The organism is Flavicella sp. IMCC45668, assembly GCF_057219105.1.
On record NZ_CM170114.1, the window covers coordinates 3,329,784 to 3,346,990 of the forward strand.

Here is a 17,207-nt window from a genome sequence, read left to right on the forward strand (position 1 = left end):
CTATGAAGATATTATATGCGATTCAAGGAACAGGAAACGGTCACTTGAGTAGAGCTAAGGAAGTAATTCCAGCACTAAGATCTAGGGTAGAAGTAGATATTTTAGTGAGTGGAACACAAGCTGATATAACATTGCCTTTTGATGTTAAGTATAATTACAAAGGTCTTAGCTTTATTTTTGGCAAAAAGGGAGGAGTAGATGTGTATAGTACGATTGCTAGTAACAGTATTAGAAGTGTCTATGCAGAAATTAAAGATTGTCCTGTTCATGAATATGACTTGGTAGTAAATGATTTTGAACCTATTTCTGCATGGGCGTGCAAATTAAGAGGAGTCAATTGTATTTCTTTAAGTCATCAAAGTGCATTGCTATCTGATTTAGTGCCACAACCCGGTTATAGGGATTTTATTGGTTCGTTGATTCTAAAATACTACGCTCCCTCCATTCAAAATTTTGGCTTCCATTTCAAGAAATACGATTCTAGTATTTATTTACCAATAATTAGAAGGGCGATAAGAGAAATTCAGCCAACAGTTGATAAGCATTATACGGTTTATTTACCTTCTTATAGTGATGCAAAAATCATCGCGGTACTTTCAGAAATTAAAGGGGTTACTTGGGAGGTTTTTTCAAAACATTGTAAAACACATTATAAAAAACGTAATGTAGTGATTAGACCTATTGATAGTAAAAATTTTGAAAATAGTATTGCATCTAGTATCGGTGTTGTTTGTGGAGCAGGATTTGAAACCCCAGCGGAGGCGTTATACCTTAAAAAGAAGTTGTTAGTGATTCCAATGAAAGGTCAATTAGAACAACATTTTAATGCAGCTAGTTTAAAGGATATTGGAGTCCCGGTATTAAAAAAATTAAAGAAAAAAAATATCTCAAAAATAAAAAAATGGGTAAAAAAAGGAAAGGTGGTTGAAGTGGTTTATCCTGATAGAACTCAATTAATAGTGGACGCAGTACTTTCTAAATATATCATTGCAACTGAGCTTTCTAACAAACTTATGCATGAAATATAATTAATTGAATTATATAAAAAAAGCCATCTAATTGAATTAGATGGCTTTTTCTTTGCTAGAATGTTATTATCCAATAATTTGAATATTTGTAAATTCTTTTGAAACAATTAAAGTTCTGTTCTCGAACTGAACTTCTTCTAAGGATACTTCCTCATTGTCAATTTTAATTGATTTTACATCAAATGGTAACCCAAATAAATTGATTTTAAAAGTTTCATAGGTCGTAGTATATTTTCCTTGTTTATGCTGTCTCAAGGTTAATTTATTATCACTTCCTATCAATTTGAAATGTCTTAAACTATAACGACCTTTGGTGTAGTCATATCCATCATTTGCATCTTCAAAAAGATCTGATTCTTCTTTACCGTTTTTGAAGTAAACGTCTAAAGTCATTTCAGTAATTTCTTTTTCACCAACGTATTGTTGAACTGGGTACTTAGGTATTACAGCTCCTGCTTTAATAAAAATTGGCATGTGGTGTAAATCAGCATCTACCCATGTTTCTTTTCCTCCTGAAACTACTTCTTTAGACCATTTATTATACCATTCACCTCTCGGAATATACATTCTTCTTCCTGTAGCGTTTGGTTCGTTGATTGGACAAACTAAAATTTTGTCACCGCAAATAAATTCATCTATTCTATAGTGTGTTTGTGTATCTTCTTGGTCAAATAAAACCAATGATTTTAACATAGGTTCTTTCAGTTCAGAGTATTTGTAGAAAGAAGTATATAAGTAAGGTAATAACTCATATCTAATTTCAATAAATTTACGAACTACATCTGTGATTTCTTCATCAAAAGCCCATGGTTCTTGATCACCATGATCCCCAGATGAGTGTGTTCTACAGAAAGGGTGGAAAGCTCCTAGTTGAATCCAACGTGCATATAGTTCACCATTTGGTTGTTCGGCAAAACCTCCAATATCAGAACCAGCAAAAGAGAAACCTGAAAGGGCTAAGCGTTGTGCTTGTATGTTTGCAATTTGTAAATGCTCCCAAGTAGCCACGTTATCTCCCATCCAAGTAGATGTGTAACGCTGCGTTCCTGAATAGGCAGAACGTGTAATTACAAACGGTCTTTTTGGGTAGTTGAATTTTTTCAACCCGTGGTATGTTGCTCTCGCCATCTGCATACCATAAATGTTGTGCGCTTTGTTATGACTACAAGGATTTCCATCATAATCATGTCTAACATCTGAAGGGAAAGTTTTACCAGGAACGTCCATAACAGCAGGTTCGTTCATGTCATTCCATACACCTTTAACACCAATATCTTCTATTAGTTCTTTAAAAAGTCCAGCCCACCATTCTCTTACTTCAGGTCTTGTGAAATCTGGGAAATAACATTCTCCAGGCCATACTTTACCTTTCATATAAGGTCCATCAGCTCGTTTACAGAAGTAATCTTTATCTAAGGCTTCTTTAAATACGCTATATTCATTATCGATTTTGATACCTGGATCAATAATTACAACCGTTTTAAATCCATCATCGGCTAGTTCTTTAACCATACGCTTAGGATCTGGGAAATAATCTTTACTCCACGTAAAGCATCTAAATCCTTCCATGTAATCGATGTCTAAATAAATAGCATCACATGGGATTTTTAAATCTCTAAATTTTTGAGTAATCTCTTTAACGTTAGATTCAGGATAGTAACTCCATTTACATTGGTGGTATCCCAAAGCCCATAATGGAGGTAATTCAGGTGTTCCTGTTAAATCTGTATAACTTGTTACAACGTCGTTCATATCAGGACCATAAATGAAGTAATAGTTCATTTCACCTCCCTGTGCCCAGAAACTTGTAACATTTCTTCTTTCATGACAAAAGTCAAAGTATGTTCTAAAAGTATTGTCAAAGAAAATACCATAAGATTTCCCGCTGTGCAGTCCAGTATAAAATGGAATGGCTTTGTAAATAGGGTCCGTATCTTTACCAAAAGCATATGAATCTGTTGCCCAGTTTTCAAAACGTCGTCCTTTTAAGTTAATGTGTTGAGGCTTATCACCTAAACCATAGTAACTCTCGCTATTTTGAGCTGTTTTACTCATTTTAACGATATCACCACCTAGTTCATAGCTTTCTTCCCAATGAAATCCTTTTTCGTCTTCACAAATTAAAGTATTGTCGTTTACGTCAAAAATCGATTTACGTAAATCACTTTTATGAATGTGACATATTAACTTCGAAGTTGTGATGATGTACTTTTCGTCGTCATCAGAAATTTCTAAATGGTTGTAACCTGTATTGGCATCATTTGCAATAGCATATGAAAAATCATTATCGAATTTACCAACAGTTGTATATCTAAAACGCAATACACTATCACGAAGTACTGTAAGTTGTAATATTACATTGTTTGATGTAGAAAAATGTAGTACATCTACATCTTTTTTATAGTCTATAATGTTCGCAGGAAATAGATCCCCTTTGTATTCTAGTTGAGTATTTAAAATCATAATTACTAGTAATTTAATAAGTTGCAAAACTACTTAAAAAAATAAAAGAAGTAGTTAAATTTAGTTCGAATTTAACATTGTTTTATTGTTAAGAATTCGATACTCAAAATTACTATTTCACACTCTAATTTTGATTGTTTTTCAGCAATTAAAAGAATGTGAAATAGCAGGTTTTATTTGGTGATTTTAAAGAAAACTACTCCCAATGGTGGGATAGTAATTTTTGCAGAATTAGATTTAAAATTCCATGGCTCTTTACCGATTTTTATTTTCTTCGGATTTTTAACGCCACTACCTCCAAACTTTTTGTCATCACTATTTAAAATTTCAACTAGATTACCTGGTTTATGAATTCCTAAAAGATGATTTTCTCTTGGGACTGGCGTGAAGTTACAAACGACCACAATATCATTTTTTTCGTCGTGTCCTTTTCGAATAAACGAAATGATAGAATCTTCAAAGTTTTCATAGTTGATCCATTCGAATCCTTCTATTCCGAAAGCTTTTTCATAAAATGCAGGGGTCTTTTTGTAAATTTTATTTAGCTCTTTTACAAAATCCTTCATTTTGGCATGTTGTGGATCTTCTAGTAAATTCCAATCTAAACTATTGTCAAAAGCCCATTCGTTTTCTTGTCCAAATTCACTACCCATAAACATTAGGTTTGCTCCTGGGTGTGCATACATATATCCGTATAATAGACGTAAATTAGCAAGTTTTTGCCACTTGTCACCAGGCATTCTACCTAAAATGGAGTGTTTACCATAAACCACTTCATCATGAGATAATGGCAGCATGAAATTTTCTGTAAACGCATATGCCAAACTAAAAGTAATCTTGTTATGGTGGTATCTTCTATTAATAGGGTCTTCTTGGAAGTACTCTAAAGTATCATGCATCCAACCCATCATCCATTTCATCCCAAAACCAAGTCCACCTAAGTTTTCTGGTTTTGTGACCATTGGGAATGCTGTAGATTCTTCAGCGATAGTTTGTACACCTTCAAAACTAGCGTAAACTTCAGTATTGAAGTCTTTCAAGAATGAAATAGCATCTAGGTTTTCTCTTCCGCCATACATGTTAGGTTCCCATTCACCATCTTCTCTTGAATAATCAAGATATAACATAGAAGCAACAGCATCAACACGTAATCCATCAATATGATACTTATCTAGCCAAAAAATAGCATTACTAATTAAGAATGATCTTATTTCATTTCTTCCGTAATTGAAAATCAAACTTTTCCAATCTTGATGATATCCTTTTCTTCTGTCTGGATGTTCATATAAATGAGAACCATCGAAAAATCCAAGTCCATGATCATCAGAAGGAAAATGAGAAGGTACCCAATCTAAGATTACACCAATATCATTTTGATGCAGTTGATCTACTAAAAACATAAAATCTTTAGGAGAACCAAATCTAGAGGTGGGTGCAAAGTATCCAACCAATTGATAGCCCCAAGAAGGATCATATGGGTATTCCATTATCGGCATAAACTCAACATGAGTATATTCCATTTCTTTAAGGTAGCTGACTAATTTATCAGCTAATTCTATATATGATAAAGGTCTGTTTTCCTCAACATTGTACATCCATGATCCTAGATGTACTTCTAAAACTGCGTAAGGTTTGTCTAGTCCATTTTTATCTTTTCTATAGGAAAGCCAATCTTTGTCCTTCCATTTATAATTTTCAATATCATAGGCTACTGAAGCAGTTCTCGGTGGTTCTTCACAAGAGAATGCGTAAGGATCCGCCTTTTCAGTAATAATTCCGTTGTTGTTACTGTGAATTTTGTATTTGTATTGAACACCCATTTTAAGGCCAGGAATGAAACCTTCCCAAATTCCTGAACCATCCCATCTTACATTTAAGAGGTGGTCTTTAGAGTCCCAAAAATTGAATTCTCCAACTACGTAAACATGGTTTGCAGAAGGGGCCCAAACGGCAAAATAAATTCCTTCTACACCGTCTACTTCTGCAGGATGTGCACCAAATTTTTCATATAGTCTATAATGCTTACCGGCTTTGAATAAATTAATATCAAATTCAGTAAATAGACTAAAAGCTTTTACATGACTCATATATTGTGAGTTTTATTAAATAAAACAGCAACCTATTGGTTGCCGTTTCGTGTGAGTTTATATTACAGTACCACTTTTGATAACAGCTTTACTTTTGATTACAACAATTCCGTCTCTGACGGTGTATGTAGCAGTATCTATATCCTTTAAGTGAGGTCCGCCATTTATTCTAACATCGTTTCCGATACTTGCATTTTTATCTACGATACAGTTATTGATATAACATCTGTCTCCAATACCGATATAGGGTTTGTCTTTTTCGATACACTTTGCAATAACCTCTAAGCTTTGGTAATTATCACTACCCATTAAGTAAGAGTTTGAAATGGTAGTGCCAACTCCAATTCTACTTCGAATTCCTACAACAGAACGTTCAATACGACTCGCGCTAATAATTCCACCTTCTGCTACTAAAGTTTTCTCTAGAGTGGTACCTGTGATTTTTGTAGGAGGAAGAATTCTTGCACGGGTTAAAACACTTTTAGATTTGTCAAATAAATCAAAATCTGGAATAGCATCAGTCAAACCGAGATTGGCATCAAAGAAAGAAGCGATAGTTCCAATATCTGTCCAATAACCTCCGTATTGGAAACTCATTACTTTATGTTTGTTTATAGATTGTGGAATGATTTCACCTCCAAAGTCTAAAGTATCTTCATTTTCTTTTAATACTTTAGATAAGAAACCTCTACTGAAAATATATATCCCCATAGAAGCTAAGTAGTTTCGTCCTTGATCTTTCATTTCTTGCGATACTTCAGAAGACCATTCTGAAAGTTCGTCTGCAGATGGTTTTTCCACAAATGAATCTATAGTATTGTCTTCATTTGTTTTCAAAATACCAAATCCGGTGGCATCTTTTGCTGTAACTGGTTGGGTAGCAATTGAAATTTCAGCATTACTTTCTTCATGCTGTTTTACCATTTCATTGAAATCCATTTGGTACAATTGATCACCTGATAGTATCAAAGCATAGTCCCAGTCATGGTCTAAAAAGTGATGCATAGATTGTCTAACAGCATCTGCAGTTCCTTGGAACCAACTACTGTTTCCTGGTGTTTGTTCTGCAGCAAGTACATCTACAAAAGCATCATTGAAAAAACTAAAATTATACGTATTCTTAATGTGTTTGTTTAGGGATGCTGAGTTAAATTGTGTCAATACAAACATTCTATCAATTCCTGAATTGATACAGTTTGAAATTGGAATATCCACCAATCTATATTTACCAGCAATTGGTACAGCTGGTTTAGAACGAGTTGATGTTAGAGGTTGTAATCTGGATCCTTGCCCACCACCTAGAATGATTCCTAAGACCTTTTTTTTCATAATGTTTTTGTTAGATTAGTTTGTTGTATAAGTCAATATAGTTGTTTGCAGCACTGTCCCAAGAATGGTCAATTTGCATAATTTGTTTTCTGATTCTTTTAAATCTTGGTTGATCCTTGTAGAGTTCAATAGCTCTTTCTATTGCGATAACAGCTTCGTTTACCTCTGTGTTTTCATGACAGATCCCAAAACCATTTTCTTCTGAAATGTCCACAATGGTGTCTTTTAAACCACCGATGCTTCTAACAATTGGAATAGTTCCGTAGCGTAAAGAATACATTTGGTTTAATCCGCAGGGTTCTACTCGAGAAGGCATTACTAAATAATCTGCACCGGCATAAATTATATGTGAAAGAACTTCGTCATATCCAATATATGTATTGTAATTTCCTGTATGTTTTTCTTTTAGAGCATTTAGTTGATGTTCTACAGTTGGATCTCCTGAACCTAAAACTAGAATATTGGCATCTAGGGTTTCGTTCTTTAGGATGTTGTCAAAAATTTCTGGTAATAATTCAGCTCCTTTTTCTCCAACCAATCTACCAATAAAGGCGAATAATGGTTTTTCAGGGTCCAAGTTAAATTTATCACATAAGAACATCTTATTGTTTCTTTTACCTGAAAGAGAAGTTTGTTTCGTAAAGTTTTTAGAAATCATTGGGTCTGTAGCCGGGTTCCAAACGTCAGTATCAATACCGTTTAGAATTCCAGTAGATTTTCCTTTCTCATTGTCTAGTAACCATTCTAAACCATTGGCTGCACTCCTTAGTTCAATTAAATAACTTGGAGAAACTGTTGTAACTGCCCAGGAACATTTGACGGCTGCAGCAAGAGGATTGATCATTTGTGCCCATTCTAACATTCCAGAATAAGAAAGATCATATTCAGGGAAATAGTTTAATTTATCAAATGAAAATTGCCCTTGATATTGTGCATTATGAATAGTCAATATGGTTGGAATATCTTTCAATGGTTGAAATTGATGTGCATAGGTCATCATAAAAGGAATCAATCCGGTGTGATAATCATGACAATGTACAATTTGTGGCTTGTTTTGGAATTGTAGAATCCATAATAAGGCTGCCTTTTGAAAAGCCATAAAACGTTCTGTATCGTCATTATAGCCGTAAACATTTTCCCGGTCCATAAGTCCAGGGATTTTGATCAAATATAATGGATAGCCTAATTCTTCATTGTCTAATTGCAAAACTTCGAAATCATACAAAAGACTACCTAAGGAAACATTGTTTCTATGGTCTAATCTAAAACTATTGTTTTGTGTGAATTTAGTGTTGTAAAATGGCATTACAACAGCAGTTTTTTTACCTGCTTTATTTTGGTATTTTGGTAGTGCTCCAACAACATCAGCCAGTCCTCCTACTTTTGCAATAGGGTAGCATTCAGCACTAATATGTATTATTTCCATTCATAATTATTTTTGATGTCTAAACTTACGTATTTTTTTTATAAAACTTATTTTATAGATATGCTTTTTCTAACCATTTGTTAATTTGTTTACATGTTGCTGTTATTCAGTTGTTTAAAGGTCTTTTTTCTTATTGGTTTTGAATGTGATTTGTAATAGTCTGTATAATAGCATTTTATTATCTGCTATAATTATATGTTTTTGTATGGTAAAGTCATTTTTTTTGAAATATTGGTTTTTAAAATTCTTAAAAGTGACTTTTTGGTTTTATATATGAACCAAAAAGTCATCATTTATAAAACAACCTGAAAGGTTATTGGTAAAGAGTATTTTACCCTTACAGGCAATCCTCTTTGTTTTCCCGGAGTCATTTTGGGTAATGTTTTTACCACTCTAGTTGCTTCTGTTTGTAATCTTGGATGAGGAGCGCGGGATTGAACTTCTGTTATATTACCATGTTCATTTATGGTAAACATCACAAATATTCTTTTTTTGCCTGGAGGAAGGCCTAACTCATTGGCAAGTTCAGCATCAAACTTTTTGTTAACATGTTTACGGACTTTACTGGAAAAACATGCTTTTTTTTCTGCTTTATTACCTTTTTCACAGCCAGGAAAAATCGGAATGTCTTCAATAATAGCAAATGGTACATCCTCAATAATTTCCTCGTATTCTGCAACCTCATTTATATTCTCAATATCCTCAGACGTTATGACTGCCTCAGTTTCATCGGTTTCTGTTGATTCGATAATGGTTTCGGGAACATCTGCCACATTTTCAACAACTTTGATGATTTCTATCATTTTAGGAGGTGGAGGTGGGGCATGTTTGATTGGAGGTGGTTTTCGATGTGTGATAACCATTTCTTCAACCTGTTCAGAAGTGATTTCGACACTACTAAACGTTGCAATTTCTCTTGTGTAAGTTTTGTGTTCTAGGGCTACATAGGTAAAAAATAAAGTCAAAACTAGACCAATAAGCATAAATTGTTGACTGTAGTTCTCTAATCTAGCACGTGGGTTCTTTTTAGTGTCCATAACGCTGAGATTTAAAAGATTAATATGTCTCTAAGTTACGAAACTATAAGGGTAAAAACACTATAAAAAGACTAAAAGATCTTATTTTTAATCTTTTATCAAGGAAACATTGTTTACGTTGGTAATTCCATTTGGAAATGAAAAAAACCTTATATTTTTTTAAAAAAAATATAAGGTTTTTTGTTGTTTTAGTCATTAAGTTTTAAAACCGCCATAAAAGCTTCTTGTGGAATTTCAACATTCCCAACTTGTCTCATACGCTTTTTACCTTTCTTTTGTTTTTCAAGTAGTTTACGCTTTCTAGAGATATCTCCTCCATAACATTTAGCTGTTACATCTTTACGAAGTGCTTTAGTTGTTTCTCTGGATATAATTTTGGCTCCAATTGCTGCTTGGATTGGAATATCAAACTGTTGTCTTGGAATTAATTCTTTTAGTTTCTCACACATTTTTTTACCAATAGTGTAAGCATTGTCTGCATGCAATAAAGCTGATAACGCATCTACTTGTTGCCCATTTAATAAAATATCAACACGAACCAGTTTAGATTCTTTCATACCAATTGGATGGTAGTCAAAAGAAGCGTATCCTTTTGAAACTGTTTTCAATCGATCATAGAAATCGAATACAATCTCTGCCAATGGCATTTCGAAAATCAATTCCACTCTTTGAGTTGTAAGGTAAGATTGATTAACGATGATTCCACGTTTTTCTATACACAAACTCATTACTTGACCAACAAAGTCAGATTTTGTAATGATTGAGGCTTTGATAAATGGTTCCTCAACACGATCCAAACTAGAAGGGTCTGGTAAATCGGTTGGGTTATTCAAAGGTATAATTTCGTTAGGTGTTTTCTTTTTAAAGGCGTGGTATGAAACGTTAGGTACCGTTGTGATTACAGTCATGTTAAACTCACGTTCCAAACGTTCTTGAATAATTTCCATGTGAAGCATTCCTAAAAATCCACAACGGAATCCAAAACCTAAGGCGGCAGAGCTTTCTGGTGCGAAAACCAAAGATGCATCGTTCAGTTGAAGTTTTTCCATTGAATAACGCAGCTCTTCATAGTCTTCCGTATCTACTGGGTAAATACCTGCAAATACCATTGGTTTTACATCTTCAAAACCATCAATTATTTCAGTAGTCGGTAGTGCAGCATCTGTAATCGTATCACCTACTTTTACCTCTTTTGCAGTCTTAATTCCTGTGATAAGGTATCCTACATCTCCTGTTTTAACAGATTTTTTTACAACTTGTTCTAGTTTTAAAGTTCCAACTTCATCTGCAAAATATTCATTATTAGTCGCCATGAATTTGATGCGTTGTCCTTTTTTGATTTCGCCATTAAGTACACGGAAGTATGTTTCAATTCCTCTATAAGAGTTATATACTGAGTCAAAAATCAATGCTTGTAATGGTGCCTCTGGATCTCCTGTAGGCGCTGGAATTCTGTCAATAATTGCTTCTAAAATATTATCAACACCAAACCCTGTTTTTCCACTTGCATGAATAACTTCTTCAGGGTCACATCCTAATAGATCAACAATATCATCTGTAACCTCTTCAGGATTTGCGCTTGGTAAATCAACCTTATTTAAGATAGGGATGATTTCCAAATCATTTTCAAGTGCTAGGTATAAATTGGAAATTGTTTGCGCTTGAATACTTTGAGCGGCATCAACAATTAACAAAGCACCTTCACAGGCAGCAATAGATCTAGAAACTTCATATGAAAAATCAACGTGACCAGGAGTGTCAATTAAGTTTAGAATAAAATCTTCTCCTTTGAATTTATAGTCCATTTGGATTGCGTGACTTTTAATGGTAATACCACGTTCACGTTCCAAATCCATATTGTCTAATAGTTGATCCTGCTTTTCTCTTTCCGTTACGGCTCCTGTATAATCTAAGAGTCTATCGGCTAAGGTACTTTTACCGTGATCAATATGTGCAATGATGCAAAAATTTCTGATGTTTTTCATACTTCTTGTGTTCTTTCTCCTAAAATGGTTTGCAAAGATAGTTTTTTTGGAGGGAATTTTATTGACAAGTCTTGGTTAATCTTAAGAACCTGAGGTTCTTTTTTAATTATCATGATTAGGGTAATGCACACCTGCCATTTTTCTAATTTTGTCTAATGTTTTGATAAGGGTGAGGCTAAAGTTTAAAGGTAGCATAGGACTTTCTTTACGTCCTTCATCCAAACATTGCATTACGTGTTCGGCTTCATTTTCATAACCGAGTCCTTTGTAATCAAAATGGAGTTCCTTTATGTTTCCTTTTTTACCGATCAATAAAGGGCGGTGTAACTCTCTTGAAATACGAACAGAGCCTTCAGTGAAGTAAAATTCCGAATCATTAAAGGCATTGCATTTAAATCCAGAAGCTAAATTGGCAGAAGCACCATTGTTATATTTAAATAACATTTCTAGATTTTCATCAACCTCAGTTTTACCAAGCTCCACATCAACTTTAATTTCATCGGGTATTCCTAAAGTCATCAATGCTGTGAAAACAGGGTATATTCCTATATCTAATAGAGAACCTCCCCCTAGGTCTTTATTAAAAAGTCTATGGTTTTTATCAAATGGAGCAAAAAATTTGAAATCGCACTTGACATGTTTTAGAGTACCTAATTCTTTAGTTTTAATGAGGTCTAAAACTTTTAGAAAAGCTGGATTGAAACGTGTCCAAAAGGCTTCCATTAAAAAGGAGTTGTTTTCTTTTGCGCATTTGATCATGGCAGAAACCTCCTTTTCATTCATAGCAAATGCTTTTTCACATAAAACTGCTTTTTTGTGATTTAGGCATAGCATGGTGTGCTCTAAATGAAAAGAATGTGGTGTGGCTATGTATACGATGTCTACATTTTTGTCTTTGACCATTTCTTCATATGAACCATATGCTTTTTGAAAATCAAACTCTTTTGCGAAATCTTTCGATTTTTGCATTGATCTTGATGCCGTAGCGTAAAGATTGGCGTTTGGTAGTAGCTTTAAATCCGCTGTGAATTTTTTAGCAATTCTACCACAGCCCAATATTGCCCAATTATATGTTTTCATAAGAATGGTTTATTTTGTGAAAATACGATTTACTTTTAAATCTGCTTTCTCCAAATTTGTTAAAAGCAGGGAGGCATGTTTTAAAAGAATTAGAAAGTTGTATCTTTGCAGCTCTAAAAAAAACATAGATATTTTGGTTAAGATAGGCGATATAGAATTGAATGATTTTCCTTTGTTGTTAGCACCAATGGAAGATGTTAGTGATCCACCGTTTCGTGCATTGTGCAAGGAGCAAGGAGCAGATGTTGTGTATACGGAATTTATTTCTTCAGAAGGTTTGATTCGTGATGCTGCGAAAAGTGTTAAGAAATTAGATATCTATGAAAAAGAAAGACCTGTTGGGATTCAAATATTTGGAGCCAATTTAGAGTCTATGTTAAAGACAGTTGAAATTGTTGAGAGATCAAAACCAGATATTATTGATATCAATTTTGGATGTCCAGTGAAGAAAGTTGTGAGTAAGGGAGCCGGAGCAGGTATCTTAAAAGATATTGATTTGATGGTTTCTTTAACCGAGGCTATGGTAAAACATACCGATTTACCTGTAACGGTTAAAACTCGTTTGGGATGGGACGAAAGTTCCATTAAAATTGTAGAGGTAGCTGAGCGTTTGCAGGATGTTGGATGTGCTGCTATTTCAATTCATGGTAGAACAAGAGCTCAAATGTATAAGGGAGATGCCGATTGGAAACCAATTGCACAGGTAAAAAACAATTCTAGAATGCATATTCCTGTATTTGGTAATGGAGATGTTAATACGCCGGAAGCTGCAGTTAAAATGAGAGATGAATACGGTTTGGATGGTGCGATGATTGGAAGAGCAAGTATTGGAAATCCTTGGTTTTTTAAAGAAGTAAAACATTTTTTTGAAACCGGAGAACATTTACCTCCAGTAACAATTGCAGAGCGTGTTGAAGTAGCAAGAAGACATTTAGAGATGGAGATTGCATGGAAGGAAAAAGAAATTTTGGCAGTTTTAGAAACAAGACGTCATTATGGAACTTATTTTAAAGGAATTCCAAATTTTAAGCAATATAGAATGAAAATGGTAACTTCAAATTCTGCAGAAGAAGTGTATGCTACTTTTGATGAGGTACTTGCGAAATTTGGTGACCAAACTTATGTTTAAAAAAACTATTTTACTTTTTGGGAGTTTACTGCTACTATTTGCATGTGGTACTAAGATTCCTAAAAGTAACATAGAATTTATTTCAAAAAAAAGGCTAGTGGTACCAGAACCCTCTGGACTTACCTTTTATAATGGGAGTTTGTTTGTGGTGAGTGATGCAAATTCTTTTTTGTATCAATTAACAATGGATGGTCAGCTTCAAGAAAAATATGCTGTTCCGGTAAAAGGTTTGGAAGGAGTTACTTATCATGAGCAGCAGAAAGCATTTGTATTACTTAGTGAATCTAAAAGAAGGATCACCTATTTTTCACTACAAAATGGGGTAGGAAATTCCTATAAAATAAAAGGGAAACAAAGTTCAAGTAATAATGGATTGGAAGGGGTTTGTTATAATTCTAAAAAAGAATCTTTGTATGTTCTAAATGAAGCCAAACCGAAAAAACTTTTAAAAGTATCTACGAAAGGTAAAATAAAAAAAGACCATGCCCTTTCTTTTGGAAAAGATGTCTCGGGTATCGTTTTTGATAAAAGGTTGAATGTGTTTTGGGTGTTAAGTGATAGTTCTAAATCCTTGTATAAGATTGATATAAAAGGAGAGTTGCTGCAAGAGTTTCCTTTAGAGATACGTAAGGCTGAGGGGATTGCACTAGATGAGCAGCGTAGATTGTATATTGTGAGTGATGAAACGGCTGAATTGTTTGTCTTTCAAATAAAATAATTATTCTAAAAGATCTTTAGAGATTCTACTACTAGCAATAAAGGCAGCAAAGTAACCTAATAGAGTAATGGTAATTGCAACTAATAAAAGATTGATGAATTTAAATTCAATCGGGTAGGCGATAGAACTAGTAATCATAAAAAGTTGATATTTATTCTGAATAAAGATCAATAGCCCACCAAGTGAAATTCCAATGATCAAACCTCCAAATGTCAATAAAAACCCTTGATAGATAAATATTTTTCTAACTTCTTTTATAGAAGCACCCAAATTGTATAATGTTATAAGGTTCGACTTTTTGTCAAGAATCATCATGATAATAGATCCAATAACATTAAATATTGCAATGATCAAAACAAGTGTAAATATTAAGTAAGCAACGAGTTTTTCAGTATTTAATATTTTGTAAAAAACAGAGTTTAATTGTTCTCTTGATTGAATTTTAAAATTAGGTCCCAGTTTTTGTTTTAATTCCTGAATACAAAATTCTGATGCATTGGAATCAGTTTTAATATCAATTGCAGATATTTGATTTGGGCTGTAGTTTAAAAGCCTTTGGCTTACTGATAAAGGAGTGAATACAAATTTATGATCTAGTTCTTCTGAGATAGAAAATACACCAACCGCCTGTACGTTTGATTTTTGAAATGCTTTGGTTGGGTTTGTTAAATATCCTTTTCCTGGTTTAGGAACTAAAATCGTTAAGGGGTCGCCATAGTTTAAAATTCCAATGGATAGTTTATTGGCAATACCATTTCCAACCAATGCCGTCGGGTTGTCAAAATTTAACCATTTTCCAGAGTATATAAGGGTGTCAATTCTAACAACATTCGTGTAGTTTCTGTCAACACCTTTAATATATGCTATTTGTTCTTTTTTGCCGTGTTTAAAAAATGCACGCTCTTCGATAACTTTTGAAAATGCAAGTATGCCTTTGGTTGAAAGAATTTTGTTTTGGATACTATCGGTAAATTCAAAGGATTTTCCGATAGTGGTGGAAATTCTAATATTTGGGTCGGTGGCGTTTAAAAATTTGGTGCTAAATGTTTTGAGTCCAGAGAATACAGAAAGTACTATAAAGAGCGCTAAGGAGCCTACAATAATTCCAATACTAGCTATTTTTGTAATGATATTAATAGCATTGTTACTGCTCTTAGAAAATAGATAGCGCTTGGCAATGTAGAGCGAAAAGTTCAAATTACGACTTTTTCCTTTTTGGTAAAACTTCTGGGTTTTGAATTGGATTAATATCCTCTCCACGCAAAGAAGCATCAATAGTTTCGATATAATCTAAAGAGTCATCACCATAAAATGTAAGGTTAGGAACTCTACGTAATTGATTTTTTGTTCTTTTGGCTAATTCATGACGAATAGTTTTACTGTTCGATTGAATTCCAGATACTAATTCGTCTCTCTTTTCAGAAGGAAAAATGCTTAAAAAAACTTTGGCTTGACTAAGGTCAGTGGTAACACTTACTTTTGTAACAGAGATTATTACCCCTCTCATACCGTCTTGCGCAGCTGATTGTAAAACATCTACTAAATCCTTTTGGATTACACCACCAATTTTTTTCTGTCTATTTGTTTCCTCCATGCTGCAAATTTAAGGTAATTATTTATAATGGTTCATAGTTTTCTGGTGAAACTGTGTTTTTTGGAATGTGATTTTTGTGGGTTATATTTTAACTTTTTGTTACAAATCTAATTCTGTTTCTTCTGTTTAACTTTTCTCACTTACAATCTAATTTAGTAACTTGCCAACTTTAAAAATTTAATTATGTCTAACTCCTTTGATCGTTATCAAAAACGACGTTTAAGATCTTCTTATTTTTCAGTGATCCTTAGTATAGCTTTGGTATTGTTTGTTCTTGGAGTATTAGGGGTTGTGGTGTTGAAATCATCCAAAATAGCAAACCATTTTAAAGAGCAGGTTGCTGTGACATTGTTTTTGAAAAATAGTGTTGATAAAGATCAAGCTAAAAATTTAGAAAAAACACTTAAGAAAAAGGAATATACGAAGTCTATTTTATTTGTTTCTAAAGAAACAGCAGCGAAGCAATTTAGTGAAGAAATAGGTGAAGATTTTCTAACTTTCTTAGGAAGTAATCCATTAAAAAATTCGATAGATATTCATTTAAATCCAGATTTTATCACTCCGGAAAAAATGAAATTAATTGAAGCGGAATTGACCGAAAATGCTTTTGTTTCTGAAGTCTTGTATGATGCCCCTTTGATAGAAATGTTAACGCAGAATATTCAAAAAATAAGTTTTTGGATTCTAGTAATTGCAGGGTTTTTTACGCTAATTGCTGTTGTGCTAATTAATAGTTCAATTCGTTTGTCTGTTTATTCTAAACGATTTACCATTAAGACTATGCAAATGGTAGGAGCTACGAAAAGATTTATTCGTTTGCCTTTTATTTGGAAAAGTATCAAGTTAGGAATTATGGGAGCAATACTAGCAAGTATTGGTTTAGCTTCTTTATTATATTACGTTGGAAGTGCAATTCCTCAGTTGAATTTATTGGGAGATAAAAAAGATTTGGCCATTGTTTTTTCAGGAGTCTTGTTAATGGGGATTTTGGTGACTTGGATGAGTACGTTTTTTGCAACGCAACGATTTTTAAATTTAAAAACGGATCAGCTTTACTCTTAAAGAGATGCTGGTTGATATAAAATTCATATGAAAGAATTGAAATCAAAAGAAGAATTTTTATTTGGTAAAAAGAATTATAAATGGATGCTCATCGGATTGGCTGTTGTGGCTTTAGGATTTATTCTAATGGCAGGCGGAGGTAGTGATGATCCTGAAGTTTTTAATGAGGCAATTTATAATTTTAGAAGAATTCGTTTAGCACCTACTTTGGTGTTGATTGGTTTTGCAATTGAGGTGTATGCTATATTGGCAAATCCTAATAAATAATT

Annotated in this window: 14 protein-coding genes; 5 read left to right on the forward strand and 9 right to left on the reverse strand. The window is 33.5% G+C overall.

Annotated features, from left to right (window positions below; all coding sequences use genetic code 11):
* Positions 1-2: 2 nt before the first annotated feature.
* On the forward strand, positions 3-1,028 hold the full coding sequence (locus AC2DZ0_RS13495; RefSeq protein WP_484642386.1) for a glycosyltransferase family protein: 1,026 nt from the start codon (positions 3-5) through the stop codon (positions 1,026-1,028).
* 66 nt (positions 1,029-1,094) lie between these two features.
* Here AC2DZ0_RS13495 and AC2DZ0_RS13500 read toward each other — a convergent pair whose 3' ends face one another.
* The 7 genes from AC2DZ0_RS13500 to AC2DZ0_RS13530 all read right to left on the reverse strand — a co-directional run bounded on the left by AC2DZ0_RS13500 (position 1,095) and on the right by AC2DZ0_RS13530 (position 12,435).
* Positions 1,095-3,491 carry a glycoside hydrolase family 31 protein gene (locus AC2DZ0_RS13500; protein ID WP_484642387.1) on the reverse strand — a complete coding sequence of 799 codons (2,397 nt, stop codon included), beginning with the start codon at positions 3,489-3,491 and terminating at the stop codon, positions 1,095-1,097.
* A gap of 173 nt (positions 3,492-3,664) precedes the next feature.
* Complete coding sequence (gene glgB / locus AC2DZ0_RS13505) at positions 3,665-5,578, reverse strand: 1,4-alpha-glucan branching protein GlgB (RefSeq protein WP_484642388.1); 1,914 nt, start codon at positions 5,576-5,578, stop codon at positions 3,665-3,667.
* A 57-nt stretch (positions 5,579-5,635) separates the two neighbouring features.
* Complete coding sequence (locus AC2DZ0_RS13510) at positions 5,636-6,910, reverse strand: glucose-1-phosphate adenylyltransferase (RefSeq protein WP_484492503.1); 1,275 nt, start codon at positions 6,908-6,910, stop codon at positions 5,636-5,638.
* Between the two features lie 7 nt (positions 6,911-6,917).
* Positions 6,918-8,333, reverse strand: a complete 1,416-nt coding sequence (locus AC2DZ0_RS13515) for a glycogen synthase (RefSeq protein WP_484642389.1) — start codon at positions 8,331-8,333, stop codon at positions 6,918-6,920.
* A gap of 293 nt (positions 8,334-8,626) precedes the next feature.
* The gene (locus AC2DZ0_RS13520) at positions 8,627-9,370 is read right to left on the reverse strand and encodes an energy transducer TonB (protein ID WP_484642391.1); all 744 of its coding nucleotides are present in this window, start codon (positions 9,368-9,370) and stop codon (positions 8,627-8,629) included.
* A gap of 188 nt (positions 9,371-9,558) precedes the next feature.
* On the reverse strand, positions 9,559-11,355 hold the full coding sequence (lepA, locus tag AC2DZ0_RS13525; RefSeq protein WP_484490588.1) for a translation elongation factor 4: 1,797 nt from the start codon (positions 11,353-11,355) through the stop codon (positions 9,559-9,561).
* Between the two features lie 102 nt (positions 11,356-11,457).
* Positions 11,458-12,435, reverse strand: coding sequence for a Gfo/Idh/MocA family protein (locus AC2DZ0_RS13530; RefSeq protein ID WP_484642393.1), 978 nt, complete (start codon positions 12,433-12,435; stop codon positions 11,458-11,460).
* A gap of 133 nt (positions 12,436-12,568) precedes the next feature.
* Between AC2DZ0_RS13530 and dusB the strand changes: the two genes are divergently transcribed.
* Positions 12,569-13,564: a tRNA dihydrouridine synthase DusB gene (gene dusB / locus AC2DZ0_RS13535; RefSeq protein ID WP_484490590.1), complete on the forward strand. Its 996-nt coding sequence runs from the start codon at positions 12,569-12,571 to the stop codon at positions 13,562-13,564.
* On the forward strand, positions 13,557-14,282 hold the full coding sequence (locus AC2DZ0_RS13540; RefSeq protein WP_484642395.1) for an SdiA-regulated domain-containing protein: 726 nt from the start codon (positions 13,557-13,559) through the stop codon (positions 14,280-14,282). Before dusB ends, AC2DZ0_RS13540 begins: the two co-directional genes overlap by 8 nt.
* Here AC2DZ0_RS13540 and AC2DZ0_RS13545 read toward each other — a convergent pair whose 3' ends face one another.
* Together AC2DZ0_RS13545 and rbfA are read right to left on the reverse strand one after the other, a co-directional pair.
* On the reverse strand, positions 14,283-15,479 hold the full coding sequence (locus AC2DZ0_RS13545) for an ABC transporter permease (protein ID WP_484642397.1): 1,197 nt from the start codon (positions 15,477-15,479) through the stop codon (positions 14,283-14,285).
* 1 nt (position 15,480) lies between these two features.
* Positions 15,481-15,876: a 30S ribosome-binding factor RbfA gene (gene rbfA / locus AC2DZ0_RS13550; protein ID WP_484490593.1), complete on the reverse strand. Its 396-nt coding sequence runs from the start codon at positions 15,874-15,876 to the stop codon at positions 15,481-15,483.
* A gap of 183 nt (positions 15,877-16,059) precedes the next feature.
* Here rbfA and AC2DZ0_RS13555 point away from each other — a divergent pair, with 183 nt between their 5' ends.
* Positions 16,060-16,938: a cell division protein FtsX gene (locus AC2DZ0_RS13555; RefSeq protein ID WP_484642399.1), complete on the forward strand. Its 879-nt coding sequence runs from the start codon at positions 16,060-16,062 to the stop codon at positions 16,936-16,938.
* 27 nt (positions 16,939-16,965) lie between these two features.
* Positions 16,966-17,205, forward strand: coding sequence for a DUF3098 domain-containing protein (locus tag AC2DZ0_RS13560; protein ID WP_484490595.1), 240 nt, complete (start codon positions 16,966-16,968; stop codon positions 17,203-17,205).
* Positions 17,206-17,207: the final 2 nt, after the last annotated feature.

Coding starts and splice junctions, on each gene's coding strand:
- lepA (WP_484490588.1), bottom strand. CDS start 11,355: ATGAAAAACATCAGAAATTTTTGCATCATTGCACATATTGATCACGGT.
- AC2DZ0_RS13560 (WP_484490595.1), top strand. CDS start 16,966: ATGAAAGAATTGAAATCAAAAGAAGAATTTTTATTTGGTAAAAAGAAT.
- rbfA (WP_484490593.1), bottom strand. CDS start 15,876: ATGGAGGAAACAAATAGACAGAAAAAAATTGGTGGTGTAATCCAAAAG.
- AC2DZ0_RS13530 (WP_484642393.1), bottom strand. CDS start 12,435: ATGAAAACATATAATTGGGCAATATTGGGCTGTGGTAGAATTGCTAAA.
- AC2DZ0_RS13515 (WP_484642389.1), bottom strand. CDS start 8,333: ATGGAAATAATACATATTAGTGCTGAATGCTACCCTATTGCAAAAGTA.
- AC2DZ0_RS13540 (WP_484642395.1), top strand. CDS start 13,557: ATGTTTAAAAAAACTATTTTACTTTTTGGGAGTTTACTGCTACTATTT.
- AC2DZ0_RS13555 (WP_484642399.1), top strand. CDS start 16,060: ATGTCTAACTCCTTTGATCGTTATCAAAAACGACGTTTAAGATCTTCT.
- AC2DZ0_RS13520 (WP_484642391.1), bottom strand. CDS start 9,370: ATGGACACTAAAAAGAACCCACGTGCTAGATTAGAGAACTACAGTCAA.
- AC2DZ0_RS13495 (WP_484642386.1), top strand. CDS start 3: ATGAAGATATTATATGCGATTCAAGGAACAGGAAACGGTCACTTGAGT.
- glgB (WP_484642388.1), bottom strand. CDS start 5,578: ATGAGTCATGTAAAAGCTTTTAGTCTATTTACTGAATTTGATATTAAT.
- AC2DZ0_RS13500 (WP_484642387.1), bottom strand. CDS start 3,491: ATGATTTTAAATACTCAACTAGAATACAAAGGGGATCTATTTCCTGCG.